We start from the raw sequence: 24,980 nt of genomic DNA on the forward strand, positions 1-24,980 counted from the left end.
TGTCAGGGGGTGCCGGCTCGGCGCCGGGATCGCGCCTGGACGAGCACGGCGAGCACGATGATCACGCCCTTGGCGATGTTCTGGATGTCGGTTTCCAGGTTGTTGAGCGTGAAGACGTTGCTGAGCGTGGTGAAGATCAGCACGCCCAGCAGGGTTCCGCCCATGCTGCCGCGCCCGCCGGAGAGCAGGGTTCCGCCGATGACCACGGCGGCGATCGCGTCGAGCTCGTAGAACAGACCGTTGGTCGAGGCACCGGAGGTCGTCCGGGCCACCACCATGAGTGCGGCGATGCCGCAGCACAGGCCCGCGAGCGCGAACACCAGGGCGGTGTGCCGGCGTACGTTGATCCCGGCCAGTCGGGCCGCCTCGGCGTTGCCGCCGACGGCGAGCGTGCGGCGGCCGAACGTGGTGCGGTTGAGCAGGATCCAGCCCGCGACGAACACGATCGCGAAGATCCAGACCAGCACGGGCACGCCCAGCAGGTGCCCCTTGAACAGCGCCCCGAATCCCGGGGCGTCGACGACCTGGGTCTGCCGTCCGCTGATGCGTTCGGCCAGGCCGCGCGCGGAGGCCATCATCGCCAGCGTGGCGATGAACGGCACCACTCGCCCGTAGGCGACCAGAAGCCCGTTCACCAGGCCGCATCCGGCGCCCACGAGCAGCGCGCACAGCACCATCACACCCGCGCCGTAGGATTGGGTGGCCCAGGTCGTCATCCACACGCTCGACAGGGCCACGATCGACCCGACCGACAGGTCGATGCCGCCGGCCGAGATGACGAACGTCATGCCCACGCTGACCACGCCGATCGCGGCGGCCAGGCGCAAGACCGTGGAGATGTTGCCTTCCGTGAGGAAGGCGTCCGGCCTGGTCGCGTAGCCGACCACGCACAGCGCGATCAGGACGAAGAACAGCGCGGTCAACCGGATGTCGGCACGCGACCACCAACGGACGAGCTTCGACGCAGTGGTCGTGGTCGGTGCGGTGAGGGTTCGTTCGTTCATCTCGACGGTGCCTCCATGACCATGTCGAGCACGTTGGACTCCGTGATCTCACCTGCCGCGGCGGTGTGCACCACGGCGCCGTCGCGCAGCACCAGCACCCGGTCGGCCAGCGCCAGCACCTCCGGGATGTCGCTGGAGACGACGACGATCGCCAAGCCGTCGGCGGCGAGTTGCCGGATGAGCGCGTAGATCTCCGCCCTCGCGCCGACGTCGACGCCTCGGGTGGGTTCGTCGAGCAGGAGAACCCGGCAGCCGCGCAGGACCCATCGGCCGATCACGGCCTTCTGCTGGTTGCCGCCGGAGAACGTGGAGATCGGCCGGGCGGGGTCGGCCGGGCGGAGCTGGAGCCGCTCGGCCACGTCGGTGGTGTCGGCGCGCTCGGCTCCGCGTCGGGTGAATCCCCACCTGCTGTGCCCGGCCAACGACGCCAGCGTCACGTTCTCCGACAGCGCCATCTGCGGGAGCAGCGCTTGGCTCTTGCGTTCCTCCGGAGTCAGTCCGATCCCTGCTGACACCGCGGCGCTGATGCTGCCGGTGCTCACCTGGCGGCCGTCCACCCGGACCTGACCGGAGTCGGGAACGCGGGCGCCGAAGATCGTTTCCAGCACTTCGCTGCGACCGCACCCGACCAGCCCGGCCATGCCGACGATCTCGCCGGCGTGCGCGGTGAAGCTCACCTCGTCGAACTCGCCGCGCCGCCGCAATCCCCGCACTTCCAGCACCGGTCGATCGGTCGCGGTGTTGCCTCCGGCCTCCACCTCGGGAGGTTCCCCTCCCGTCATCAGCGCCACCAGCTCGCTGGTCGAGGTCTCCGCGACCGGTAGCCCCACCGCGGCCGTGCGGCCGTCCTTGAGCACGGTGACCCGGTCCGCGATGCGCCGGATCTCCTCCATGCGGTGGGAGATGTAGACGACGGCGACACCGTCGGCGGTCAGTTCCCCGATGATCCGGAAGAGGTTGTCGACCTCGCCCGCGGACAGCGCCGCGGTGGGCTCGTCCATGATGATCAGCTTCGCCTCGTGGCCCAGAGCGCGGGCCATCGACACCAGTTGCCGCGCCGCCGCCGACAGCTCGCCGACGGGCTCGTCGGGGGTGATCTCCGGATGCCCCAACCGGGCCATCAACTCCGCTGCCGCGCGCCGGGCTTTGCCGCGCTGGGTGAAGCCCGCGCTGGCGGGTTCGTGTCCGAGGAAGATGTTCTCCGCCACGCTCAGGCCGGGCACGAGATCGAGCTCCTGGTACATCGCCGCGATACCGCGCCGCAGCGCCGCGGCCGGCGAGCCCAGGGCGACGGCCTCACCCCGCCACTCGATCGAGCCTCCGTCCGGAGGATGAGCCCCGGAGAGCACCTTGATCAGGGTGGATTTGCCCGCACCGTTCTGCCCGAGCAGGCAGTGCACCTCCCCTGATCGGACCCGCAGGTCGACGCCGTCGAGCGCGCGCACGCCGGGGAAGTCCTTGACGATGCCGGACATCACCAGCAGAACGGTGTTCTCACTCATCTCTCCCCCTGGAGGACCGGGGTCCACCGGCTGTGCTGCGCGGCGCTGCGTTGCACGGCGTCGAGCACCCGTTGCACGTGCAGTCCTGCGGCGAAGTCCGGGCTCGGCGTCGAGCGGTCGGCCACTGCGGTGATGAAATCGCGCAGTTCGTGAACGAAGGTGTGCTCGTAACCGAGCACGTGTCCCGGCGGGTACCACGCTTCCAGGTACGGGTGCTGGGGTTCGGTGGCCAGGATGCGCCGGTAGCCCGCGACGTCCGCGGGGTCGGTGCCGTCGTAGAAGGCCAGCTCGTTCATGGACTCGAAGTCGAAGGCGAGACTTCCCCGGCTCCCGTTCACCTCGATGCGCAGGCCGTTCTTGTTGCCGGTGGCGTACCGGGTGGCTTCGAAGGTGCCCAGTGCGCCTTCGCGGAACCGGGCGGTGAACAGCGCGGCATCGTCGACGGTCACCCGACCTCTTCGGGCGGGCTCGTCGGGCAGCGGCCGCTCGCCGACGAACGTCTCCACGGAACCCGATACCGCGACGATCTCGTCGCCGACGAGGTGTTGGGCGAGGTCGACGATGTGCGCGCCCAGGTCGCCCAGGGCGCCGGACCCGGCGCGTTCGGCGCGCAACCGCCAGCTCAGGGGTGCCTGCGGATCGACCAGCCAGTCCTGCAGGTAGTGCGCGCGGACCTGCCGGATCTCCCCGAGTCGCCCCTGCTGCACCAACGACCGCGCCAGGGCCAGCGCGGGAACGCGCCGGTAGTTGAACCCCACCATGGCCAGGATCCCGTTGCGCCGGGCGCGGTCGGCCGCCTCGGCCATCGCCTCGGCCTCGGCGACCGAGTTGGCCAGCGGCTTCTCGCACAGCACGTGCTTGCCGGCCTCCAACGCGCCGACGGCGATCTCGGCGTGGCTGTCTCCCGGGGTGCAGATGTCGACGATGTGCACGTCGTCGCGCATCAGCACGGATTTCCAGTCGTCGCTGCACTCCCGCCAGCCCAGCCGCGCTGCCGCCGACGCTGCGGCGTCCTTGCGGCGCCCGCAGAGCACGACTCGTTCCGGTCGGGCGGGAAGGTCGAAGACCCGTCCCACGGTGCGCCAGGCCTGGGAGTGGACCGCGCCCATGAACGCGTGGCCCACCAGTGCGACTCCAAGTGTGTTCATCCGTCCTCCTGGGTCTCGCGGAGCCGCGATGCGGACGTCCGCCGAGCGAAAGGGGGTCACGACTCCGGAGAAACGCCGAGAACGTGATCGCTGATCATCGCGGCGGCACCGAGAATTCCGGCGTTGTCGCCGAGTTCGGACAGCACGATCGGAAGACTGCTGGTGGCCAGCGGGGTCGAGCGCCGGTACAACTCGCTGCGCACTTCGGCCAGCAGCACGTGGCCCAGCTTCGACACGCCTCCGCCGACGACGATCATCGCGGGGTTGCAGAAGTTCACCAGCCCGGACAGGACCCGTCCGAGTCGACGTCCACCGTCGCGGACCAGTCCGAGAGCCTGCGGGTCCCCGGCGCGCATGGCGACGCCGACGTCCTCGGCGGTGAGCACCTGGCGACCGACGAGGAGGTCGCGCAGCCCGGGCGATTCTCCGCCTCGCGCGAGTGCCGTGGCGTCGCGCGAGAGCGCCGCGCCGCTGAAACACGCTTCGAGGCAGCCGGTTCGGCCGCATCGGCACACGGGGCCGGTGTCGTGCAAGGCGATGTGCCCGATGTCCCCGGCACTGCCGTTGCTGCCGCGCAACACGCGATGTCCGGTGATGATGCCGCAACCGATGCCGGTGCCGATCTTGACGAAGAGGAAGTCCGCCACGGACTGGGCGAGGCCGCTGTACATCTCGCCCACGGCCATGAGGTTGACGTCGTTGTCGACAAGGACGGGGCAGTCGAACTGCTGCATGACGTGCTCGCGGACCGGGAAGCGGTCCCAGCCGGGCATGATCGGCGGGGAGACGGTGTACCCGTCGCGGAAGCTGACCGGTCCCGGCACGCCGACGCCGATGCCGTCGAGCCTCGGCAGATGCCCACCTGCGCGCAACTTCCCGATCATCTCCACGGCACGGCCCAGGATCGGCTCCGGCCCGGCCTCGATGTCGATGACCTCGCTGGTTTGCGCGACGATGTCGAGTCGGCCGTCGATCACACCGACGTCGAGCGACGTGGCACCGATGTCCACTCCGACGAACCGGAGCCGCCCGGAGAGCTGGACCAGTCCGGAGCGGCGACCGCCTCGCGACTCGGCCTTGCCGGCCCGTTCGACGAACCCCATCTCCTCCAACCGGGCCAACTCCTGCCCGATCTTGGAGCGCGACAGCGAGAGTTGAGCGGCCAACTCCACGGCAGCCTGCGGCCCGTCGCGCCGCAACGATGTCAGAACCCTGGCTTGGTGAGCGTTTTCCGGTTGCACCGGCTACTCCACTTCTTGCACAGAGCGAATGAAGTTCGTCACAGAGTAGGTTAAATGCCGCATTTGCGGTCAAGGGAGAACCAACGTTGTCACCCCAACGGCCGCACCCCGCGGAGAAGTCCTCCCGCGCGGCGAAGAAGCTTGCGCGCCAAGGAATTCCGACCACACGCCCAAAACTGTTTCGTCCACAGTAGAAACAGGCTTCACCTGGGCAAACTCCGTAGAGTGACCACGGTCGAGGCGCGCGTGGGACGGCCGGAAGGCCTATCTGAATGATCTGACTGCCTCAGCATCAGTATCGGCTTGGTGGCCCTGTGGTGGTTGAGCCGTTCGCGCAACAGGAATGAGGACGTCCGGATGTTCGGAGGTTGGTTTCCCGGAGTCCTCCACGACATCAGCGGCGGCCGAGGCGCCTGCTGGCGACGCCAGCTCCGAACTCTGGAAATCCGTCGCACGCTCTCCGGTCCACCGCGGAAGCCCCGCTCGGCTCCCGGCGGCGAAGGCGCCAGCTGAGAAGCGAAGGGCGGGGACATTGCCGCCTGCACACGTCGTCGACCGTGGGGCGGGTGATCGTCGTGTGGAACTTGGCTTCACGGAGTCCTTCGCGCAAGTCCGCGTCCGTCTTGGAGCCAGCGCACTCGAAGCCCGGGTGCGCCATGCGCCTTGGAGACGCGAGGGGCAGGTGACGATCCGCGACGTCATCGTGGCAGCCGACGTCGGTGCAGTTGATCTCCTGTTCGCCCCTCCTGTTGCTGCGGCAACACTGTCTGCTGACCGCGCAGGTTCCGGTGCTCAGTGGCGCGGGCCACCGCGTGAATCACCTACGACCGCGGCGGGGTCGCGCCCCACAGCAGCCCCGACGCTACCGAGCCCTGTCGGTATGCAGCCGTCGCTTCCGGCCTCCTGAAAGCCTGCCTCCGCGTGCGTCGACGTGTGGCCGCCATGGTCGCTGCACTGCGCTAGAGCGTCGTTACTGTCCGTCGCCTTGTTGTCCAAACCTTTCGGTCGAATCGGGCAAAACCAGGTATTCGAATGCGTAGAAACCGCGAGGTGTGGTCACGCTGCGTGCTGAAGTGTGGGTGCGTGATCCCCGAACATAGGAACGAATCCCAGAACCCCGAACATAACGATCATTCCCGTGGGCAAGCACCGGTAGCGCGGCACTTCCGGGAGAGGGGCGCGCCGCACCCGACCGCGATCCGCGACAAACTCCCCGGACTGGTTGCTCGCGCATCGCGGAGGCGTGCGGCGCAGGCCGGTGTGGCAGTCGCTGCTGTCGGTGTGATCGGTCTGTTGGTGGGCTGCGGCAGCTCCGGCCAATCGGAGCCGAAGGTGCAGGATGCCGCGTTGCAAGCTCCGATCCAAGCCCCATCGGTCCCGCAGCAGGCCGACCCCCCCAAGCCAGAGCCGCAGGCGGCCCCACCTGCTCCCGCCGTCCCCGAGCAGGAACCGGCGGCTGCTCCGACTGCGCCCGACACGCAGGCCGAGCCCGAAGCGCCGCCGGGACCGCCGGTCGAGGGGATCGATGTGTCCAACCACAACGGTGACATCGATTGGAAGCAGGTCGCAGCCGACGGCAAGAAGTTCACCTTCGTGCTGGCGACTGACGGCACCAGCTTCACGAACCCGCGCTACGGCGAGCAGTACCACGGAGCCAAGGACGCCGGCCTGATCGCCGGTGCCTACCACTTCGCCAGGCCCGGTTCGTCCTCAGCTGAGGAGCAGGCCGAGCGGTTCTTGGACACCGCTGATTACCAGGCTGACGGCAGGACCCTCCCGCCGGTGCTGGACCTGGAGGTCGATCCGAAGGCCGGTGGTTGTTACGGGCTGTCGGTCGACCAGATGCAGCAGTGGACCAAGACGTTCAACGAGAAGGTCAAGGAGCGCACCGGCAAGGACGCGATCATCTACGCCAACCCGTCGTTCTGGCGGGAGTGCATGGGTAGTTCGGACGCCTTCGGGAACCACGCGCTGTGGCTGGCTTCCTACGATGTCGACAACCCGTCTGTGCCGAACGGTTTCGGTGACTGGGACTTCTGGCAGTACACCAGCAAGGGCAAGGTCGCAGGCATCAACACCAACACGGACCTCAACAAGTACAAGGAAGGTCTCGCTCGCCTGGAGCGCTTGGCGCGCTGAGATCTGAACGACTGCACCGCGGAATGAGAAGCTCCGCCCGAAGCGGGCCGCCGGGAAATTCCGGCGGCCCGCTTTGTCGTGCGCTCGTTGTCCGCGAGGGCTGAGGCTGGAAACCGCGGTGTGTCGCGGGTTCGGGGAATCCGACCACCACCATCGCTCCAGTGATATCTGCCTGCCCGGGACCGGAGCTTGATGGCCACTCAGTGACGGGTGGCCATCGTGGTCTGCGCTGCTTCGGGTAGGCGGAGGCCTTTGAGGGTGAGGGCGTTGACTGCGACGATCACGCTGGACCCGGACATGGTCAGGCCAGCGATCTCGGGGCGGAGCATGAGGTCCGCCGTGCGAGTGGGCGTGCGCTTCAGTCGCCGATTCACCCCCTGGACGCAGTGTCAGCCGTACCCAGTGCTGCGTCCACATGGGCTGAGGTGGGTCCGGCAGTGCAGTCATGCGTCATGAGGAACCGCCGCGGCGTGTGCAGGGCCCCGGTCTTCGGCGGCCTGGCGGACGAGGGCGGTAACCTCCGTGGCGATGGTGAACCCGAACCGTTGGGTACGAGCCGCGCGAGGCCCCCTCGCGCGGCTGATCGCAGTTCTCACGGTGGTCGCGGGATTTGCGCTCATGCACGCCCCGCAGTGCGCTGACGGCATGATGCCCGCGGTGCACCTCACGGCGACCGCGGACCAGGCCGTGAGCGACATGGCCGGTATGGGGCCTGTCCACGGTCCGGGCAACCACGATTCGAGCGCTGTCACGCCCAGCGCCGCAGCAGACACGATTCACGTCACGAACGACGATGAGTCCACGGGCGAGTCCCTGCTGATGACCTGCTTGACGCTGTTGGTCACCATGCTCGGGGCCCTGGTGCTGCTACGCCGCTCGCTGATCCCGCTCGGCACGCGCATTCTGAGGCGCAGCGGTCCTCAGGCTCAGCCCTGTGCGCCGTTGCGCCCGAGCCTGATTCAGCTCTGCATCCTCCGAACGTAGAAGAAGTCCGTCGGCGACACCGCACGGTTCGTACCCGTGCGGTGACCGAGCGCGCCTGTGTCGCGCGGCTTCTTTTCCCTCACTTCGTTCGGAGGAGTCTTCTTCGTGGATCTGATCGCTGTTCTGCTGACCGGATTGCTGGCCGGCGGGGTGTCCTGCGCGGCCGTGCAAGGCGGCCTGCTGGCCGGGATGATCTCCCGCCAGCGTCGCATCACCGACCGAGATTCGGACCTCGGCGGCACCCGCCTCCAGTCCCGAAGCGCACTGGGCCGCCTTGCTGACGATCTAGCGCCGGTGGGTGGTTTCCTGGCCGGCAAGCTCGTCTCGCACACGATCCTCGGTGCCCTGCTGGGTGCCCTGGGCAGCGTCGCGCAGCTGTCGGCTGGCCTGCGCACGTGGATTCAGCTGCTCGCCGGGGCCGTGATCATCGCCTTCGGTCTCGCGCAGCTCGGTGTGCCCGGGTTCCGCAACATCGTCATCGAACCGCCCCTGTCCTGGATGCGGATCGTGCGCGACCGCTCCCGTTCCCAGTCGGCGGCGGCACCGACCCTGCTCGGGGTGGTCAGCGTGCTGATCCCGTGCGGCGTGACGCTCTCGGTCGAAGCGCTGGCCCTCGCCTCCGGTTCACCGCTGACCGGCGCGGTGATCATGGCGGTGTTCGTGATCGGCACCAGCCCGCTGTTCGCCCTGCTCGGCTACCTCGCGCGCAAAGCCGCCACCGCCTGGCGCGGCCGGCTCGCCGTGCTCACCGGCGTCGTCGTCGTGATCACCGGTCTCTACACGTTCAACGGCGGGCTCGAACTCGCCGGATCCCCGTTGGCGGCCAGCCGCCTCACCCAAGCCGCCACCGCCGAGGAACCGCCGCCCGCGGGCACCGTGTCGGTCCAGAACGGCCACCAAACCGTGGTGATCACCGCGACCACCGGCGCCTACAGTCCGGCCAAGGTCCAGGTTCGCGCGGGCATGCCGACCACGCTCGTCATCCAGTCGGACAACGCCCAGGGCTGCGTGCGCTCGTTCATCATCCCGGACCGCAACGTCGACAAGATCCTGCCGGTCCGCGGAGCCACCGCCGTCGAGCTCGGCGCACTCCCGCCGGGGCCGGTGGCGTACTCCTGCGGCATGGGCATGTACACCGGCACCCTCACCGCCGCCTGACCGAGGAGGGGAGAACCTCGATGTCGACCACCACTGTCACCTTCCGCGTCAGCGGCATGCACTGCGGCAGCTGCAGCCTGCTCATCGACGACGTGCTCGAAGACCTGCCCGGCGTGCACACCACGACCACCTCGGTCAAGGCAGGCCGCAGCGTCGTCGAACTGGACCTGGCCAGGTCCAGCACCGACGACGTCATCGCTGCGATCGCCGAGGTCGGGTACCGCGCCGAGCCCGTCGGCTGACCCGAGCGACCGGACGGCGCTGCGTGGTGGGGTCGACGACGGCCCCACCACCCCAGACCGATCGTGCGGGGCGTTCGAGCCGTTGACTACCCGTACCCCCTAGGGGTATGTTCGGTTCGAACGTGACGACCGATTCGACTCAGGTGGGGACATGCACGGCTACACCCACGACAAGGACGCCTACGCCAAGCGGCTGCGTCGCATCGAGGGCCAGGTTCGTGGTCTGGCCAAGATGATCGAGAACGACGAGTACTGCATCGATGTGCTCACGCAGATCAGTGCGACGACCAAGGCCTTGCAGTCGGTGGCGCTGGGGCTGATGGACGAGCACCTGGGTCACTGCGTCGCCGAAGCGATGACCGAAGGCGGCGAGACCGCGGACGCCAAGATCCGCGAGGCCAGTGAGGCGATCGCTCGTCTCGTTCGCTCGTAGCACCCATTCACCACCGGGAAGGAACTGTCATGGCGGAAACGAAGTACACGGTCACCGGGATGACCTGCGGGCACTGCGCTGCGTCGGTGACCGAGGAGATCAACAAGATCGACGGTGTGTCGGACGTGGCGGTCGATCTGCCCTCCGGTGCCGTGACCGTCACCAGCGACGCGTCGCTGAGCGAGGCAGCGGTGCGCAGCGCCGTTGAAGTGGCCGGCTACGAGCTGGCTCAGTAGGGCTCAGCCCGAGGAGGGCCCGCCCAGCGGGCCCGGACCGCAAAGGGGTTGAAAAATGAACACAGCAGCGAAGCTCTCCGCCTACGGTGCGGTGCTCGCGCTCGCCTTCGGCGGGGCGTGGGCGGCCGGATCCGCAGTCGGTCCCCTCACCACCGGCGTCGCGGCGCAGAGTGGCCACCCCGGCGTTGGGCACGCCGGCAGCGGGGACAACCACAGCGGCACCGTCGCGGGAGCCACGCAGTACCACTTCCCGGCAGGGCTCGCGTCGACCAGGGACGGTTACACCCTCACGTCCACCACGACGACGATCACGCCGGGCAGCACCGAGGACTTCTCCTTCCGCATCACCGGCCCCGACGGGAACCCGGTGACGCGCTTCGAGGCCGAGCACGACAAGCGGATGCACCTGATCGTCGTCCGCCGTGACACGGCCGGTTATGAGCACCTGCACCCGGAGATGAGCCCGGACGGCACCTGGAACGTGCCGATGCGACTACCCCTCGGGGGTACCTACCGGGTCTTCGCTGATTTCGTCCCGACCGGCGGTGCGGACCAGACGCTGGGGCTCGACGTGAACGCGCCGGGCGCCTTCGAACCGGTTGCGCATGCGCCCTCTCGCATCGCGGAGGTCGACGGCTACCAGGTCAAGTTGGACGGGCAGCTCTCGGCCAAGCGATCGTCTCCGGTCACGCTGACGGTGAGCAAGAACGGCCAGCCCGTCACCGATCTGCAGCCCTACCTGGCCGCGTACGGGCACTTGGTCGCGCTGCGCACGGGCGATCTCGCCTACCTGCACGTGCATCCCGAGGGAGCCCCGGGCGATGGCCGCACTCCGGCGGGCCCGGAGATCACGTTCCGGGCCGAGGTTCCCTCCGCGGGCACCTACCGGCTCTTCCTCGACTTCCAGCACCAGGGCCAAGTCCGCACCGCGGAGTTCACGGTCGACACGGGTCCGACCGCGAGCCAGCAGCCGCAGCCGCCGTCCGCTGACGGCCACGGAAGCCACGGGTGAACAGGAGAACCTCGATGAGCAAGCTCAGTGATTCCCCGAGCCTGGCGGGCCGGGAGATCGAACTCGCAATCGGCGGCATGACCTGCGCCTCGTGCGCGGCCCGGGTGGAAAAGCGCCTCGGCAAGCTCGAGGGCGTCACCGCCACCGTCAACTACGCCACCGAGAAGGCCAAGGTGTCCCTGCCTCCCGGCCTGGACCCGCAGCAGCTCGTGGAGCAGGTCGAGGCGGCCGGCTACACAGCGACCCTGCCGACTCCGGATGCGAGCGGCGAGCAGGAGCGCGAACCGGATGATCCGGTGCGCGCCTTGCGCGACCGGTTGATCGTGTCCGCGGCGTTGTCCGTTCCGGTGATCGCGTTGGCGATGGTGCCGGCGTGGCAGTTCACCTACTGGCAGTGGATTTCGCTGACGTTGGCCGCTCCTGTTGTCCTGTGGGGCGCGTGGCCGTTCCACCGCGCCGCGTGGACGAACCTGCGTCACGGCGCGGCCACGATGGACACGCTGATCTCGATGGGCACCCTGGCGGCATTCCTCTGGTCGCTGTACGCGCTGCTGTTCGGCACTGCCGGAACCCCGGGCATGACCCATCCCTTCGAGCTCACGGTCCAGCGCATGGCCGGGGACGGCAACATCTACCTCGAAGTCGCCGCGGGCGTGACGACGTTCATCCTCGCGGGGCGGTTCTTCGAGGCGCGGTCCAAGCGCCGTGCGGGGGCGGCGCTGCGGGCGCTGCTGGAACTCGGCGCGAAGGACGTCGCCGTGCTCCGCGACGGACGCGAGCAGCGCATCCCGATCGAACAACTGGCCGTCGGCGATCACTTCATCGTGCGTCCGGGCGAGAAGATCGCCACCGACGGGGTTGTCGAGGACGGCAACTCGGCGGTCGATGCCAGCATGCTCACCGGCGAATCGGTGCCGGTCGAGGTCACCGCAGGAGACGCGGTGACGGGTGCGACCGTGAACGCGGGAGGCCGGCTGGTCGTGCGTGCGGTGCGGGTCGGTGCCGATACGCAGCTGGCGCAGATGGCGAAGCTGGTGGAGGACGCCCAGAACGGCAAGGCCGAGGTGCAGCGGTTGGCCGACCGGATCTCGGCGGTGTTCGTGCCGATCGTGATCGCGCTGGCGATCGCCACGCTCGGGTTCTGGCTCGGTGCCGGTGGTGGGGCCACCGCGGCCTTCACCGCAGCTGTCGCGGTGCTGATCATCGCCTGCCCCTGCGCGTTGGGGCTGGCCACGCCCACCGCGTTGCTGGTCGGGACCGGGCGCGGTGCGCAGCTGGGAATTCTGATCAAGGGCCCCGAGGTGCTGGAGTCCACCCGGCGCATCGACACCGTCGTGCTGGACAAGACCGGCACCGTCACCACCGGGCAGATGTCCCTGGTCGGCGTCCACCTCGCCGATGGGGTGGACGAGGATGACGTGTTGCGCTTGGCCGGTGCGGCAGAACACGCCTCTGAGCACCCCATCGCGCAGGCGATCGCGCGCGGCGCTCGGGAACGAGTGGGTGAGCTCCCGGCGGTGGAGGAGTTCAGCAACACCGAAGGCCTGGGTGTGCAGGCCGTGGTCGACGGCTACGCGGTCCTGGTGGGACGGCCCGCATTGCTGGAGCAGTGGAGCCAGCCGCTGCCGGATGAGCTCGTCACCGCGCGGCGGACCGCGGAGCGGGCGGGACGGACGGCGGTCGCGGTGTCCTGGGACGGTGCCGCGCGCGCCGTCCTCGAGATCGCCGACACCGTCAAACCGGGCTCGGCGGAGGCGATTTCGCAACTGCGCGAACTCGGGTTGAGGCCGGTGCTGCTCACCGGCGACAACGAGACGGTCGCCCGCACCGTGGCCGGCGAGGTCGGCATCGACGAGGTCATCGCCGAAGTCCTGCCGAAGGACAAGGTCGAGGTCATCACGCGCTTGCAGCAGGAAGGACGCGTGGTGGCGATGGTGGGCGATGGCATCAACGATGCCGCGGCGCTGGCTCGAGCCGACCTCGGGTTGTCGATGGGCACCGGCACCGATGTCGCCATCGAGGCCTCGGACCTCACGCTGGTGCGTGGCGACCTGCGGGCGGCGGTGGATGCGATCCGGCTCTCGCGGCGCACGTTGGCGACGATCAAGGGCAACTTGTTCTGGGCGTTCGCCTACAACGTGGCCGCGTTGCCGCTGGCGGCTCTCGGGCTGCTGAACCCGATGATCGCCGGTGCGGCGATGGGGTTCTCCAGTGCCTTCGTCGTCGCCAACAGCCTGCGGTTGCGTGGTTTCCGCTCCTCCATCACGGATGTCCCGGCGATGGGTAGCCAGACCCGTGAACCGGCGATGGCGGCGACGTCACACGGCTGACTGACGTGGCTGGCGGCCGGGAATGTCATCCCGGCCGCTAGTCTCGTTGTGGGGCAACGGATCTCCGATTCATCCCGGTGTTCCCCAAAGGGGGGCAGCGGGATGAAGGCCAATTGTGTTGAGGTGAGCCGTTTCCCTACTGGTCGTCGAGCGTCCGGAACACCAGGCCGGGATGTGGTTTGGGTCCGAACGACGTCGATTTGCGGGGGAGGCGGAGTCCTGACGTGGCGGCGGTGGTGAGGTCGTGCTGGGTCGGCGGGTTGGTGAGGACTGCGACTCCTCCGGTGCGTCGCGCTGTTTGGATGGCCGTGGCGGCGTGGGGTTCGAACTCAACGTGCCTGGGATGGTCGGGAATGCGCCACACGTGTTTGAGCAGAGCGGAGTCCAGTACCGCGACGTGCATTGAACGAAGCGGTGGTGGGGTGCCGTTGAGCGCGATGTCCAGGAACCGGGGTCGTGGTTCGGTGAGCAGGAAACCGCCGCGCGGGGTGGCCAGGATGAAGGCAGGGCCCGTGCGTGCGTGGCGTTTGAGCGCGGCGAGCCAGTGCGTCAGTGACCCGTGCAGCGGGTGTACGCGGAATTGGGATGAGGCGTTTCGGAGCGCGTGGTGAGGGTCGAGGTGGGGTAGGACCCGGTGGATGGGGGCGAGCCGCAAGGGAGTTGCGGTGACGTCGACCAGCAGGCCCGGGAAGTAGTCCCACGGGCCGGGCCCCTGGGAGTTGGCGTAGGCCGAGCGCCGGTGTTGCCGGGCGGCGGCGTAGCGGTGGTGGCCGTCGGCGATGAAGGCCGTGCGCGTGTTCAGCTCGGCGATGATCTCGTCTTGCGTCGCGTGGTCGGTGATGGGCCAGAGCCGATGAGACTGACCGTCGTCGGCCAGGACGTCGGTGACCGGTTTTTGCCGCGCGAGGCCGGCGAGGTGTCGGGTCGTGCGGCCATCGCCGGAGTACCCGAGCAGGGCCGGGTCGAGGTTCATTCGGCCGCGGTCCATGATCCCGGTGAGTTCGGCGGCGTGTTCGGGGATGATCTCCTCGTGGGTGCGCAGCCCGCTGTCCAGGTGCACTGCGCCCAGCACTCCCCGGAGGTTTCCGCGCGGTCCGGTCTGCTCGTAGGCGTAGAACGCGGGTTGGCGATCCTGCAGGATCACGCCGCGACGCTGCCAGTCGGTCAGGGTGCCGGATTCGCCGGAGGCCGCGTGGGGGTTCCACGGCGTGGCGTAGCGGGCCGCGAGGGAACCGAGGTGGCGTGAGCCGATGTGCCAGCCGCGGAACGGGGCCACAGACACGCCGTTGCGTGGCGAGGTGACGGCCCGGATCGGCCCGGCCGACTCGATCTCGACGAGTTCCGTGTCCCCATGACCCTCGGGGTCTCCGTCGAGGTCGTGGTCGGGTTTCTCAGCCAGACAGGGTTTCAGAGCCAACAACGCCCCGAGGCCACAGGCGCCCGCCATGACGAGCACGGCAGCGGGCGTCGAGACGAACCCGACCAGCGGGCCGGCCAGCAGCGGACCGGCGGACTGCCCCACGAGCAGGTAGCTGTTGGCCGTGCTGACGAACGCGCTCTTGTGCTCACCGGGCGCGTGCCGGCTGAAGTGCAGGAACAGCGATTGGGCGAGCGCGGCGAAGCACAAGCCCTGCACCAGCCGGAACGGGATCATCGCGAGAGGATCCAGCGGCAGGGAGACGAGGGCGATGGCCGCCGCGCACCCGGCGGCGCTGAGCGCGAAGGTGCGCAACGGCCGTCCGGTGAGGTCGTTGTGCTTGCCCCACCAGAACGAGCCGAGCAGGGTCGCGCCCCACATCACCGAGTGCAGGACGCCGACCCACGTGCTGGCCGTGCTCCGGTCGGTGACGACGCCTTGGATGTGTTCGGCGTAGATGGGGATGAGGCCGTAGACGCCGAAGTAGGTGCCAATCGCCGCGAGTGCCAGCGCCGCGGCGCCGGGAACCTGCATGATCGAGGCACGGCGACGGGGTCGCCCGGGTTGGTCCTTGCGTACCGCGTCTGCGGGAGCCCTGTCGGGTTCGCGCAGGCCCAGCGCGCTGGCGAGGGCGAGCACGGTTGCGGCGGCTGCGATGGCGAACATGAGCTGCTGCAAGCCGTCCGAACCCACGACGAGACCACCGGCGATGGGGCCGACCAGTGCTCCCGCGGCGGTGGCGCTGAAGGATTTGCCCAGCGCTGAGCCGCGTTTCTCGTCGGTGCCGGTCGAGCCGGCGAACGCCGCGGCTGCCTCGACGACACCGCCGAGCGTGCCTTGCAGCAACCGCCCGGCCACCAGCAGCAGGGGCGTGCCGGCGGTGGCCATGACGACCATGGCCACCGCCAAGCCCAGCAGTGCGCGCACCACCATCCACTTGCGGCCGATGCGATCGCCCAAGCGGCCCCACAGCGGGGTGGCGACCGTGAGGGCCAGGGCCGGGGCGGCGATGGCCACCCCGGCCCAGGTCTGGGTCTCGGCAACACCCGTGGTGCCCATCTGCTCCAGGTAGAAGGGCATGATCGGCACCAGCATCATGAGCCCCGCGGTGTTGATGAACTGTCCGGCCCACAGCAGGAGGAGGTTCTGCCCGCGACCGCGGGCGGAACCGGCGTGATCCTCTGAGGCGTTGCCCGGGGGCTGGGTCTGCAGGGTGCGGGTCACGGTGACACCACCTCGGGCTCCTGCCACGGGTCGGGCAGGTTGGCGACCCACTCGTCGTCGTAGACCAGGTCCAGGTAGCGCTCACCGCGATCGGGCAGCACCGTCACGATGCGCGCCGGTCCCTCCAGGCGGGAGACGAGGTGCTCGATTCCGGCGATGACCGCGCCCGAGGACCCGCCGGCGAAGACCTTCTCGGTGGCCAGCAGCCGTCGGCACCCGGCGGCCGACTCGGCGTCGGCGACGTGCAGGACATCGTCGATCTCCTCCGGGTCGTAGATCTCGGGCACGCGGCTGGCCCCGAAGCCCGGGATCTGTCGCGGCGCGGAGGGGGTGCCGAAGATGACCGAGCCGACGGCGTCGACGGCGATGACCTTGAGGTTCGGGTGGTCCTTGCGCAGGCGTCGCGCGATGCCCTGGATGGAGCCGGTGGTGGAGACCGCTGCCACCAGGTAGTCGATGGGTCCTTCGACGGCGTCGAGGATCTCCTCGCCGGCCGTCTCGTGGTAGGAGCGCCAGTTCAGGTCGTTGGCGTACTGGTTGATCTGGGTCGCGTTCGGGAGCGACGCCACCAGTTCGCTCGCGCGTTGAACGCGGGAGTGCAGGTATCCGCCCGCGGCGTCGCGTTCGGTCACCATCTCCACGTCGGCGCCGAAGAGCTCCAGCAGGCGCAGGTTCGTCGGCGAGGTCTTGGGATCGACCACGGCGGTGAACGACAGGCCGTGCAATCCGGCTGCCATGGCCAGGGCGATGCCGAGGTTGCCGGAGGTGCTCTCCACCAGCCGCATCCCGGGACGCAGCGTCCCGTCGGCCAGCCCTTGTTCGATGATGAACCGCGCCGGGCGGTCCTTCATGCTGCCACCCGGGTTGAGCATCTCCAGTTTGGCGAGTACTTCCACGTCGGGTTCGGGGAAGCAGCGGCTGAGTCGCACCATCGGGGTTGAGCCGACACAACCGATCACCGAATCGTGGATCACTGCGAACCTCCAAGTTTCGGGGCGCACGTCGGGGCGCCACCGCGGTGAAAAGAGCGGAAAGCGTGAACCGATGCGCACACGACGACGCAGGTGTGCCCCAAAAACCGGATCCAGCCGGGTCGCGTCACCGTCGCGCGAAAGGACGTCCCGTCCAGGCAGACGAATTCAGCCAGGCGAAGGCAGAACACGACGAAAGTGCGCGTTCAGGGAGAGTTCGCCCGTGATTTACCCGGATGGGAGTCCGATGCGGGAATCAGGTTCGTGCGATGCACGCGAAGTGGAGGAAAGAAGTTCCGGATTGTCTCCACGGTGGACGGGAGGACCAATGCCGAAGCCGCGGAGCCCACGCGGGCTCAGCGAACAGCGCTGCGACCGCGGTCGCGGCGAAAGCCAGGGCAAGAAGGAGAAAGCCCAGGTCGTGAGGGGTATTGAGTTGCCTGGTGAGCGCGGCGGCGCTGTAATCCGGCCCGGCATCGCAATACGGGGCCCCGTGGTCCTGATCGCCGTTATGGCTGGTGGCGGCTGCATCTGAGACCGCGGGCAGGTGGGTGTCGTGGTCGTGCGTGTGTCCGGCCGCGTCACCGTGGTGCGAACTCGCCGAATTCGACAGCGACATCATCGCCGCGTGCCCGGGAAGCGCGTGTGCCGGCAGAAGCACGAGGGGAACGAGGAGAAAGCCCAGCACGAGCAGGGGAAGTGCGAGCCACTTCCCCAGACCGTGTTGCCGTGCCGTTGATGCCTTCACGAGCACCACACTAGAGACGTCGTCGAGAGGTCGCGAAGCGGTATGCCCACTCTCACACGATGGATCCGGGAGTTGATGTCGGGGTTGGGAAATCGGTGCACAGCGAGCTCGAATCAGGTGAGGTTTAACCGTTCGGTCGGGACAACCCCGGCATACCGGGGGCGCGTATCCAGACGCAGGGCGGAGGGTTTGGCGGGCGGGTGCCACGCGGAAGGCGCCTGGCGGCGCTACCAACGGCTACAGTGGGCGGCCGTCGTCGAACGTCGACGCGTTGAGCTTCAAGCGCTGGGTGCGAGCAGTGATGATGTCCTCGATCAGGAAGATCTCAGCCGTGGCCGGCTCGCCATTCCTGCGTCTCGCCGTCCTCGTCATCGGGCTCGTGGTCGCCCTGGCTGTCGGATGGTGGCTCGGGCCCGATACGCCACTGCTGGACATCCGGACGTGGCGCGGCGAGAGCGGCGCCTGGACGCCCCTGCTGTTCGTGCTGTTGTTCGGAGCAGCCGCACTCGTGTTCACGCCGAGGCCCGCGTTGTCCGCCATCGCCGGAATCCTGTTCACCCTGCCGGTCGCCGTGCCCGTAGTGGTGACGGGCACCGTGCTGGGGGCGGGGCTGGCGTTCGGCATCGCACGGCTGCTCGGGCGCGAGGCCCTTGCGCCCTTGCTCAGGAAGGGGCGGTTGGGCGCTCTGGATTCCGCCTTCGCGCGGCGAGGTTTCACGGCAACGGTGATCTGCCGGTTGCTCCCCGTGCTTCCCTACGGCGTGGTCAACTACGGCGCCGGTGTGACCCGGGTGCGCTTGCTGCCGTTCCTCGCAGGAACCGCTGTGGGCACGCTGCCCGCCAACATCGCCTACATCACCGCAGGCAACGCCCTGGCCGCCGGTGCCGGCTGGATGCCCGCGATCTGGTTGGCACTCGCGGTGGCCTTCGTGGTTTGTGCGGGATGGGGTGCGCGACGACTGGTGCACGGGCGATCCTCGCCACGTGTTGGCCAGGACTGCGCCGAGGGCACGGCTTCGCAGCACTGACACGGCTGCGATCGGTCAGTCGGGGCGCAGTCCCGCCATGGTGACCGCGACGAGTCGTCGCGTGGCCGCCTTGGACGGCAGCCTGGCGGCGGCCGTGAGCGAGTGGAGGCAGAAGTTCGCCAGCTCGCCGGGTGCTACGTCGTCGCGGAACTCGCCGGTGCGCACCCCCTCGGCCAGCAGGTGCTGGATGAAGTGGTTCAGGTGCTGCTGCGCGTCGGCGACGTGCTCGCCGCGGTGCAGCAGCGCGGCGAGTTCGGTGCCGTGCCGCTGCTGCGAGATCTGCGCGAACTCCTCCAGCACGGCTTTGAGTCGTTGACCCGGGCTGCCCGCGCCGTGGCCGATCTTGGCGAGGTGCTGGAGGTGTTCGGAGACCTGGCGCTCGTGCCAGGCGAAGAGGATCGCCTCGACGTCCGGGAAGTATTTGTAGAGCGTGGCTCGTCCAATGCCGGCCTTCTCGGCGATCTGCGACATCGTGACCGCGCGCAGGCCCTGCTCGGCCACCAGCTCCGCGGTGGCGTCCAGGATCGCGCCACCGACCTCGCGCCGGTGCGCCTCCACCGTCTCGTTCCACAACCTCGGCACGCCGATGACTATACGCCCCGTCCCGACCGACACGTGACGTCGTGGCATGGACACCGTGTATCGTAAAATACGACGAAGCGAGCACCGAGGACACGGCATGGCTGACGCACCCTTGCCCACCGATGACCGCGACGCGGGCGACGGTCACGCGACCCCGCGCTGGGTGAAGATCTTCGCCCTGGTCGCCTTGGCCCTGCTCGTGCTGTTCGTGGTGGTGCACCTCGCGGGCGGCGGCATGGGGAGCCACCTGCCGTGATGCCTCCGGGGGTGCGCAAGGTCGCGCTGACCGCGCACGTCGCGTTCTCCGTCGGCTGGCTCGGGGCGGTGGGAGCGTTCCTCGCCCTCGCGATCGCCGGCCTGTCGAGCGGCGATGCCGAGTTGACGCGAGCGGCATACCTCGCGATGGAGCTGACGGGCTGGTACGTCCTCGTGCCCTTGAGCGTCGCCTCGCTGATCACCGGTCTCGTTCAGGCGCTGGGCACGTCCTGGGGCTCGTTCCGGCACTACTGGGTCCTGCTGAAGCTCCTGATCACCGTGCTGGCGACCGCGGTGCTGCTCGTGCACATGCGGCCGGTGAGCCACCTGGCGGACCTGGCAGCCGAATCCGGCTTGACCGGTGCCCACACCGCCACGCAGATCCAGGTCCTCGCCGACGCCGGCGCCGCGGGGGTGGTGCTGCTCGTCGCGATCGGTCTGTCGGTGTTCAAACCGCGCGGCCTGACCCGCCACGGATGGCGCCGCAGCAGCAGCGCGGCGCCCGGCGCACCGCGAACTCCGGCTCTCAGGCCGACGCGGCACAAGAGTCGGCACGGCCTCGCCAAGCTGAGGCGGTCGTAGACCAAGTCCGCTGCTAGAAACAAGGAACCCCACGAAGCCGGAAGACCCGTGGGCTGCGAGCGCGAGATCTCGTCGTCCGCCGTCACCACACACGCGGTGAAGGCGAACAAGTTCGATCGACGGTGAGCACGGCTCGCACGGTGCCCCTCTCTCGCTACCGCGGATGTGGGGCACCGTTGTAGTGCCCTCTGCCGATATGCGGCTGAGGGCCAAGCGGAAGACGCGTTCTCCTCTTCAATAGGTCACGGGTACCGCGGGCGCCGATGGCTGACTTCCGGCCACTACCGTGCGGGGCATGGATTTCGACGATCAGCTCGTGGTGGTGACCGGAGGTGGGCGCGGCCTGGGCGCCGCGTTGGTGCGCGCGTTCGCGGGGCAGGGCGCGCGCGTCGTGATCGACTACCGCCGCAGCCGTGAGCAGGCGGAAGCGCTGGCCGGCGAGCTCGGAGACCAGGTGATCGCCGTCGAGGCCGACGTCACCGATCGAGCCCAGGTCGATGCCCTGTTCGCCACGGCACGTGAGCGTTTCGGGACTCCGGTGACGACGGTGGTCAACAACGCTCTTGCCGATTTCGCGTTCAACGGCGACGCTCGTTCGCGCGCCGACGCGATCACGTGGGGTGAGTTCGCCGGGCAGTTCGAGGGCAGCGTCCGCGGTGCGCTGCACACCGCCCAGGCGGCTCTGCCGGGCATGCGGGAGCTCGGTGCCGGCCGGATCGTCAACGTCGGCACCAATCTGTTCCAGAACCCGGTCGTTCCCTATCACGACTACACGGCCGCGAAGGCGGCGCTGCTGTCGCTGACCCGCACCCTCGCTGCCGATCTCGGTCCCGATGGCATCACGGTCAACATGGTCTCGGGAGGGCTGCTGCGCACCACCGACGCGAGCGCCGCCACTCCCGAGGCGGTGTTCGACGCGATCGCCGCGAACACACCGTTGCGTCGCGTGGTGACACCCGAGGAGTTCGCCGACGCGGCTCTGTTCTTCGCCTCGCCGTGGTCGCGGGCCGTCACGGGCCAGAACCTGGTGGTCGACGGCGGTCTGGTCAACGACTGAGCAGGCACCTCGGAGATTCCGAGCCAACGCCGACAAGGTTCACGAGGGTGCGCGATGAGCAACGACGAGTCCGTCGTGTCGGTCGAGGTCCTGCGCCAGGTGATGAAGAAGGCACTGGGCGCGCGTCGGCGAACGGCTGGCACTCGAAAGCGACTTCTTCTGGTCAGTGCACCATTCAACGCTGCGCCAGGTTCAACCAGACAGAACACTAGATCGCCTGGGTGCAGACGACCATCCGCTGGAGGCCTGAATTGATCGGCCTCGCAAGGTGTGCCGGGTCGCCGTCGTCGCTGAGCAGAGGGCCTAGATGTTCTTGGCGGAGGCGTGGCGAGGCCGAAGATGAGTTCGGGGATGTGCGTATCGGAGAGGGATTTGCACTTCCACGGATCAAGACGCAGGTCAGGGTCTTGAGGTGTTGAGTGGTTCACAAGATCTGCATCAGAAACCCCAGGTCAAAAGCTTGACCTGGGGTTGATGTTGTGTCCGAGGGCGAGTTGCGCACTAACCACACGGCTCGCGCTGGCCGGGACCGGCTGAGCAGAGGGCATTTTGCTGTCCCGCACGTCCCGCTGGGAGTCCGCCCGGGGGTGCCTTGGAGGGACAGGCGAAATTGCTTCGTGAGCAGCGGGAATGTTGGTCACGGGCGGCCGGGGCAGGGGCTGTCGGGTGTCCTGGCGCGTGCCGGACAAGGTCCAAGACGTAGTTCGCGCGGATTCCTTGTGGCGCACGGTCACGTGGCCCACGAGGAGTGTGCTGAGAGCCGCTCCTGATCGTCCTCGGCTGCGTGATCAGGCTTGCAGTCATCCACGACGTGCTCAGGGGCGTGCGCTAGTCCGGTGGCGTGTATGCGGTCGCGGATGAGGTAGCCGACTGCTCGTCCTCACCCGGTGCCCGTCCTGCGAGCCACAAGCCCTTGAAGTAGCCAAGGTTCGTCCAGACGCCTGCGAACAGAACGAAGCTGCCCGGACTCGGCTTGTTCTTGTCGCACCAAGCCAAGGCCTCTCGTACATCACAGCCTCGCAGCAGTCGGGGAGTCATGTGGAAGCCCATTGCGTCACCCTTGGAGTCGATTGACCACGACCACAGCTCGACCATGAACGTAGGGGTGTCCAGCCGCTCACATACGTTGCGATCGTCAAAATCAAATACGTCCATCGCTCTATGATGGACCACAGTTGAGCTCGGCTTCAGACGATGTGAGCGACAGGGGGAAGGTTTCGCCCCCTCTCACGGGCTCGACGACCGCGTTGAACTCGGCGTACCACCATGTGGGGTTAGCGTTAGGGCAGGGAGCCGAGCTGGTTCGATCATTCGTCAGCGTGGGCATGTTGAAGTTTTGCGAGTGCGAGATCGGGCTTCCCACCTGGGGAAGTCAATCGCCCCAGTAGTAGTACATCTCGCCGGTCAGCGAGATCGAGGCCACCGGTGTGCTGCAGTTGACGCGGGCCTTCGTTCCCGCGCCTCCGGTGCTTGTCCTGACATGCGGCCTACCTTCTTCGATGAGGCGGCACTCGGCTCGCACAGCTTCTTTCCCGGGCTCAGTTGCGGGAAGGGTGAACTGCACAACGCTCGGTGCTGACGGCGCCCCAGTGGTGGCTGGGACGCTGCTTGCTTCCGGTGCAGCGATGGCACCTGGGGCGGCAAACCCGGCCATCAGGGCGACCGAAACGATAGCGGGCGTTTGTCATTTCCAATTCACGAGATGTGACCGTAGGTGGCAACAGACTGACCGTCCCGGCAATTGCGCAGCATCATCCGTATGGACTAGATGTGATGTCCGGGGAGTTTGGTCAGTCGGGTGACTGGCGGCCGGAACGTCTGTCGCGAACGTTCCATGGGGCAGCAGCGCAACCACTGGTTCCGTACCCGCCACGACCGGCCGCCCGTCCACCGGCACGTCGGCGATTCGCTGCTCGACATAGCCGTGCACCCGCTCGTCTTCACGGTTGAACGAGCTGCGGACGTCGCGGATGAGGCGGGCGCCGTCCTCGACGTTGCCGGCGTGGGTTTCCTGAGCGCCGCTCGGCGCTGTCTCCACGTGCGGGAGGTGACCAGGCGCGGTTGGTGAGCGTGATAGTGATCTCGAACAAGTTCGGCGGTGGTTTCTGTCGCTCTGGTAGCTCGACCGAAGTGGAGTGATCACCGCGAGTCATTGGCCCATTGGCTGGGTATCACTGATCTGTCTGATCGACACTCGTTCGGATGTACGACAAGGTCGTGGTCGCGGTCCGAGGCGATCTTGGTTCAACAAGTGATTGGCGGGTGTGATGACGGGTTCTGAGCCGGCTCAGTCGGGAGTGGGCACGGGTAGCGACCAGTTGAGCTTGGGGACTGCGGCGGCGCGGAATCTGGCGACGACCACGAAGACGCCGCCGCAGATGCAGTCGATCACCTCGCGGTGGCTGTTGCGTTTGCTGCCGTGGGTGCAGGCTTCGGGTGGCGCGTATCGGGTGAACCGCCGGTTGACCTACACGCTCGGCGACGGGCGGGTGACCTTCTCGAACACCGGTGCCGATGTGCGGGTGGTCCCTGCGGAGTTGCGTGAGCTGCCGCCGTTGCGGGGTTTCGACGACACGGGTGTGCTGGAGGCTTTGGCGGACCGTTTCGCCCAGCGTGAGTACGAACCGGGCGATGTCATCGCTACGGCGGGTGAGCCGATTGATGAGGTGGTGCTCATCGCGCACGGCAAGGTCAACCAGCTCGGCGCCGGTGAGTACGGTGATCAGACGGTTCTGGGAATGCTGGCGGATGGGGAGTTCTTCGGTTCCTCGGTCTTGACCGGTGCCGACGGTGAGTGGGACTTCACGGCCAAGGCGGCCACCGCGTGCACAGTGCTGACGTTGCCCAGGGAGTCGTTCCTGGAGATCAGGGAACGGTCGGAGGTGCTGCGGTCCCACCTCGATCAGATCGCCACCGGTGTTCCTGGGGAGCACAACGCCGACGGCGAGGCCGCGATCAAGGTGGCGTCCGGACACGCGGGCGAGCCGGATCTGCCTGGCACGTTCGTCGACTACGACCTCAAGCCCCGCGAATACGAGCTCAGCGTGGCTCAGACCATCCTGCGCGTGCACACGAGGGTGGCGGATCTGTACAACCAGCCGATGGATCAGATCGAGCAGCAGTTGCGGCTGACGATCCAGGAGCTGCGCGAGGAACAAGAGAACGAGCTGATCAACAACCGCGATTTCGGTCTGCTGCACAACGCCGACCTGCGGCAGCGCATCCACACCCGCAGTGGCCCGCCGACCCCGGACGACATGGACGAGCTGTTGTCCCTGGTGTGGAAGGAGCCGAGCTTCTTCCTGGCGCATCCGCGGGCGATTGCGGCGTTCGGCCGGGAATGCAGCAAGCGGGGCTTGTATCCGCAGAGCGTGGACGTCGGTGGGCATCAGGTTCCGGCGTGGCGGGGAGTGCCCCTGTTCCCGTGCAACAAGCTGCCGATGAACTCCCACCGCACCACGTCGATGCTGCTGATGCGCACAGGTGAGCAGAACCAGGGAGTGGTGGGGCTGCACCAGACGGGCATCCCGGACGAGTACGAGCCAGGCCTGTCGGTGCGGTTCATGGGCATCAACGACAAGGCGCTCATCTCGTACCTGGTCAGCACCTATTACTCCGCGGCGATCCTGGTGCCGGATGCGGTGGGTGTGCTGGAAAACGTCGAAACCGGCCGGGAAAGCTGACCGCA

General features: G+C 68.0%; 23 protein-coding genes. 14 read left to right on the forward strand and 9 right to left on the reverse strand.

The genetic code is table 11. The annotated features are described in order from the left end of the window. Positions 1-2 precede the first annotated feature (2 nt). Genes E1181_RS02660 through E1181_RS02675 form a run of 4 tightly spaced genes read right to left on the reverse strand, consistent with a single transcriptional unit; the run spans position 3 to position 4,895 of the window. A complete protein-coding gene (locus E1181_RS02660; RefSeq protein WP_132672252.1) occupies positions 3-1,004 on the reverse strand; it encodes an ABC transporter permease in 1,002 nt (333 codons plus the stop codon). Continuing rightward, positions 1,001-2,506: a sugar ABC transporter ATP-binding protein gene (locus E1181_RS02665; protein ID WP_132672253.1), complete on the reverse strand. Its 1,506-nt coding sequence runs from the start codon at positions 2,504-2,506 to the stop codon at positions 1,001-1,003. Before E1181_RS02665 ends, E1181_RS02660 begins: the two co-directional genes overlap by 4 nt. Beyond that, a complete protein-coding gene (locus E1181_RS02670; protein ID WP_132672254.1) occupies positions 2,503-3,654 on the reverse strand; it encodes a Gfo/Idh/MocA family protein in 1,152 nt (383 codons plus the stop codon). The genes E1181_RS02665 and E1181_RS02670 overlap by 4 nt, the downstream gene beginning before the upstream one ends. Before the next feature lie 56 nt (positions 3,655-3,710). Then, a complete protein-coding gene (locus tag E1181_RS02675; protein ID WP_132672255.1) occupies positions 3,711-4,895 on the reverse strand; it encodes an ROK family transcriptional regulator in 1,185 nt (394 codons plus the stop codon). A gap of 1,347 nt (positions 4,896-6,242) precedes the next feature. Here E1181_RS02675 and E1181_RS02680 point away from each other — a divergent pair. From E1181_RS02680 to E1181_RS02715, 8 genes are all read left to right on the forward strand, one after another. Beyond that, on the forward strand, positions 6,243-7,034 hold the full coding sequence (locus tag E1181_RS02680) for a GH25 family lysozyme (RefSeq protein ID WP_235875812.1): 792 nt from the start codon (positions 6,243-6,245) through the stop codon (positions 7,032-7,034). A 528-nt stretch (positions 7,035-7,562) separates the two neighbouring features. Beyond that, entirely contained in the window at positions 7,563-8,018 is a 456-nt protein-coding gene (locus E1181_RS02685; protein WP_132672257.1) for a hypothetical protein, read from the forward strand. Positions 8,019-8,123: 105 nt separating this feature from the next. Continuing rightward, positions 8,124-9,176 carry a sulfite exporter TauE/SafE family protein gene (locus tag E1181_RS02690; RefSeq protein WP_132672258.1) on the forward strand — a complete coding sequence of 351 codons (1,053 nt, stop codon included), beginning with the start codon at positions 8,124-8,126 and terminating at the stop codon, positions 9,174-9,176. A 20-nt stretch (positions 9,177-9,196) separates the two neighbouring features. Next, positions 9,197-9,418 (forward strand): heavy-metal-associated domain-containing protein, encoded by a 222-nt coding sequence (locus tag E1181_RS02695; RefSeq protein ID WP_132672259.1) that lies wholly within the window; start codon positions 9,197-9,199, stop codon positions 9,416-9,418. 151 nt (positions 9,419-9,569) lie between these two features. After that, positions 9,570-9,851 carry a metal-sensitive transcriptional regulator gene (locus E1181_RS02700; RefSeq protein ID WP_132672260.1) on the forward strand — a complete coding sequence of 94 codons (282 nt, stop codon included), beginning with the start codon at positions 9,570-9,572 and terminating at the stop codon, positions 9,849-9,851. 29 nt (positions 9,852-9,880) lie between these two features. Further along, positions 9,881-10,087: a heavy-metal-associated domain-containing protein gene (locus E1181_RS02705; RefSeq protein WP_132672261.1), complete on the forward strand. Its 207-nt coding sequence runs from the start codon at positions 9,881-9,883 to the stop codon at positions 10,085-10,087. Positions 10,088-10,142: 55 nt separating this feature from the next. Continuing rightward, positions 10,143-11,099, forward strand: a complete 957-nt coding sequence (locus E1181_RS02710; protein ID WP_132672262.1) for a hypothetical protein — start codon at positions 10,143-10,145, stop codon at positions 11,097-11,099. Between the two features lie 14 nt (positions 11,100-11,113). Continuing rightward, positions 11,114-13,429: a heavy metal translocating P-type ATPase gene (locus E1181_RS02715; RefSeq protein ID WP_132672263.1), complete on the forward strand. Its 2,316-nt coding sequence runs from the start codon at positions 11,114-11,116 to the stop codon at positions 13,427-13,429. Between the two features lie 136 nt (positions 13,430-13,565). Here the strand turns inward: E1181_RS02715 and E1181_RS02720 are convergent, their stop codons facing one another. The 3 genes from E1181_RS02720 to E1181_RS02730 all read right to left on the reverse strand — a co-directional run bounded on the left by E1181_RS02720 (position 13,566) and on the right by E1181_RS02730 (position 17,789). Beyond that, on the reverse strand, positions 13,566-16,070 hold the full coding sequence (locus E1181_RS02720; protein ID WP_132672264.1) for an MFS transporter: 2,505 nt from the start codon (positions 16,068-16,070) through the stop codon (positions 13,566-13,568). Beyond that, entirely contained in the window at positions 16,067-17,071 is a 1,005-nt protein-coding gene (gene sbnA, locus E1181_RS02725) for a 2,3-diaminopropionate biosynthesis protein SbnA (RefSeq protein WP_328590824.1), read from the reverse strand. Before sbnA ends, E1181_RS02720 begins: the two co-directional genes overlap by 4 nt. Positions 17,072-17,297: 226 nt before the next feature. Beyond that, entirely contained in the window at positions 17,298-17,789 is a 492-nt protein-coding gene (locus tag E1181_RS02730; RefSeq protein WP_132672266.1) for a hypothetical protein, read from the reverse strand. A 271-nt stretch (positions 17,790-18,060) separates the two neighbouring features. Between E1181_RS02730 and E1181_RS02735 the strand changes: the two genes are divergently transcribed. Further along, on the forward strand, positions 18,061-18,816 hold the full coding sequence (locus E1181_RS02735) for a TVP38/TMEM64 family protein (RefSeq protein WP_132672267.1): 756 nt from the start codon (positions 18,061-18,063) through the stop codon (positions 18,814-18,816). A gap of 15 nt (positions 18,817-18,831) precedes the next feature. Here the strand turns inward: E1181_RS02735 and E1181_RS02740 are convergent, their stop codons facing one another. Next, a complete protein-coding gene (locus tag E1181_RS02740) occupies positions 18,832-19,398 on the reverse strand; it encodes a TetR/AcrR family transcriptional regulator (RefSeq protein WP_132672268.1) in 567 nt (188 codons plus the stop codon). Positions 19,399-19,495: 97 nt separating this feature from the next. Here E1181_RS02740 and E1181_RS31255 point away from each other — a divergent pair, with 97 nt between their 5' ends. From E1181_RS31255 to E1181_RS02750, 3 genes are all read left to right on the forward strand, one after another. After that, positions 19,496-19,654, forward strand: coding sequence for a hypothetical protein (locus E1181_RS31255; protein ID WP_165944502.1), 159 nt, complete (start codon positions 19,496-19,498; stop codon positions 19,652-19,654). Further along, positions 19,654-20,235 carry a DUF2269 domain-containing protein gene (locus E1181_RS02745; protein ID WP_207921984.1) on the forward strand — a complete coding sequence of 194 codons (582 nt, stop codon included), beginning with the start codon at positions 19,654-19,656 and terminating at the stop codon, positions 20,233-20,235. Before E1181_RS31255 ends, E1181_RS02745 begins: the two co-directional genes overlap by 1 nt. Positions 20,236-20,530: 295 nt before the next feature. After that, the gene (locus E1181_RS02750) at positions 20,531-21,292 is read left to right on the forward strand and encodes a 3-oxoacyl-ACP reductase (protein WP_132672269.1); all 762 of its coding nucleotides are present in this window, start codon (positions 20,531-20,533) and stop codon (positions 21,290-21,292) included. Between the two features lie 828 nt (positions 21,293-22,120). On the opposite strand, the gene E1181_RS02755 is transcribed toward E1181_RS02750, so the two are convergent. Next, complete coding sequence (locus E1181_RS02755) at positions 22,121-22,447, reverse strand: hypothetical protein (protein WP_132672270.1); 327 nt, start codon at positions 22,445-22,447, stop codon at positions 22,121-22,123. Between the two features lie 679 nt (positions 22,448-23,126). Here E1181_RS02755 and E1181_RS02760 point away from each other — a divergent pair. Together E1181_RS02760 and E1181_RS02765 are read left to right on the forward strand one after the other, a co-directional pair. Next, positions 23,127-23,360 carry a hypothetical protein gene (locus E1181_RS02760; protein WP_132672271.1) on the forward strand — a complete coding sequence of 78 codons (234 nt, stop codon included), beginning with the start codon at positions 23,127-23,129 and terminating at the stop codon, positions 23,358-23,360. A 199-nt stretch (positions 23,361-23,559) separates the two neighbouring features. Further along, positions 23,560-24,975 carry a family 2B encapsulin nanocompartment shell protein gene (locus tag E1181_RS02765; RefSeq protein WP_132672315.1) on the forward strand — a complete coding sequence of 472 codons (1,416 nt, stop codon included), beginning with the start codon at positions 23,560-23,562 and terminating at the stop codon, positions 24,973-24,975. The last annotated feature ends 5 nt before the right edge of the window (positions 24,976-24,980 follow it).

This window comes from Saccharopolyspora terrae, from assembly GCF_004348435.1.
Taxonomy (GTDB): domain Bacteria; phylum Actinomycetota; class Actinomycetes; order Mycobacteriales; family Pseudonocardiaceae; genus Saccharopolyspora; species Saccharopolyspora endophytica.

What these genes read in the sequence shown, in the direction of transcription:
- E1181_RS02700 (WP_132672260.1), top strand. Translation starts at nt 9,570, where the DNA reads ATGCACGGCTACACCCACGACAAGGACGCCTACGCCAAGCGGCTGCGT.
- E1181_RS02765 (WP_132672315.1), top strand. Translation starts at nt 23,560, where the DNA reads ATGACGGGTTCTGAGCCGGCTCAGTCGGGAGTGGGCACGGGTAGCGAC.
- E1181_RS02665 (WP_132672253.1), bottom strand. Translation starts at nt 2,506, where the DNA reads ATGAGTGAGAACACCGTTCTGCTGGTGATGTCCGGCATCGTCAAGGAC.
- E1181_RS02670 (WP_132672254.1), bottom strand. Translation starts at nt 3,654, where the DNA reads ATGAACACACTTGGAGTCGCACTGGTGGGCCACGCGTTCATGGGCGCG.
- E1181_RS02685 (WP_132672257.1), top strand. Translation starts at nt 7,563, where the DNA reads ATGGTGAACCCGAACCGTTGGGTACGAGCCGCGCGAGGCCCCCTCGCG.
- E1181_RS02660 (WP_132672252.1), bottom strand. Translation starts at nt 1,004, where the DNA reads ATGAACGAACGAACCCTCACCGCACCGACCACGACCACTGCGTCGAAG.
- E1181_RS02760 (WP_132672271.1), top strand. Translation starts at nt 23,127, where the DNA reads ATGGGGCAGCAGCGCAACCACTGGTTCCGTACCCGCCACGACCGGCCG.
- E1181_RS02695 (WP_132672259.1), top strand. Translation starts at nt 9,197, where the DNA reads ATGTCGACCACCACTGTCACCTTCCGCGTCAGCGGCATGCACTGCGGC.
- E1181_RS02755 (WP_132672270.1), bottom strand. Translation starts at nt 22,447, where the DNA reads ATGGACGTATTTGATTTTGACGATCGCAACGTATGTGAGCGGCTGGAC.
- E1181_RS02745 (WP_207921984.1), top strand. Translation starts at nt 19,654, where the DNA reads ATGCCTCCGGGGGTGCGCAAGGTCGCGCTGACCGCGCACGTCGCGTTC.
- E1181_RS02710 (WP_132672262.1), top strand. Translation starts at nt 10,143, where the DNA reads ATGAACACAGCAGCGAAGCTCTCCGCCTACGGTGCGGTGCTCGCGCTC.
- E1181_RS02705 (WP_132672261.1), top strand. Translation starts at nt 9,881, where the DNA reads ATGGCGGAAACGAAGTACACGGTCACCGGGATGACCTGCGGGCACTGC.
- E1181_RS02715 (WP_132672263.1), top strand. Translation starts at nt 11,114, where the DNA reads ATGAGCAAGCTCAGTGATTCCCCGAGCCTGGCGGGCCGGGAGATCGAA.
- E1181_RS02750 (WP_132672269.1), top strand. Translation starts at nt 20,531, where the DNA reads ATGGATTTCGACGATCAGCTCGTGGTGGTGACCGGAGGTGGGCGCGGC.
- E1181_RS31255 (WP_165944502.1), top strand. Translation starts at nt 19,496, where the DNA reads ATGGCTGACGCACCCTTGCCCACCGATGACCGCGACGCGGGCGACGGT.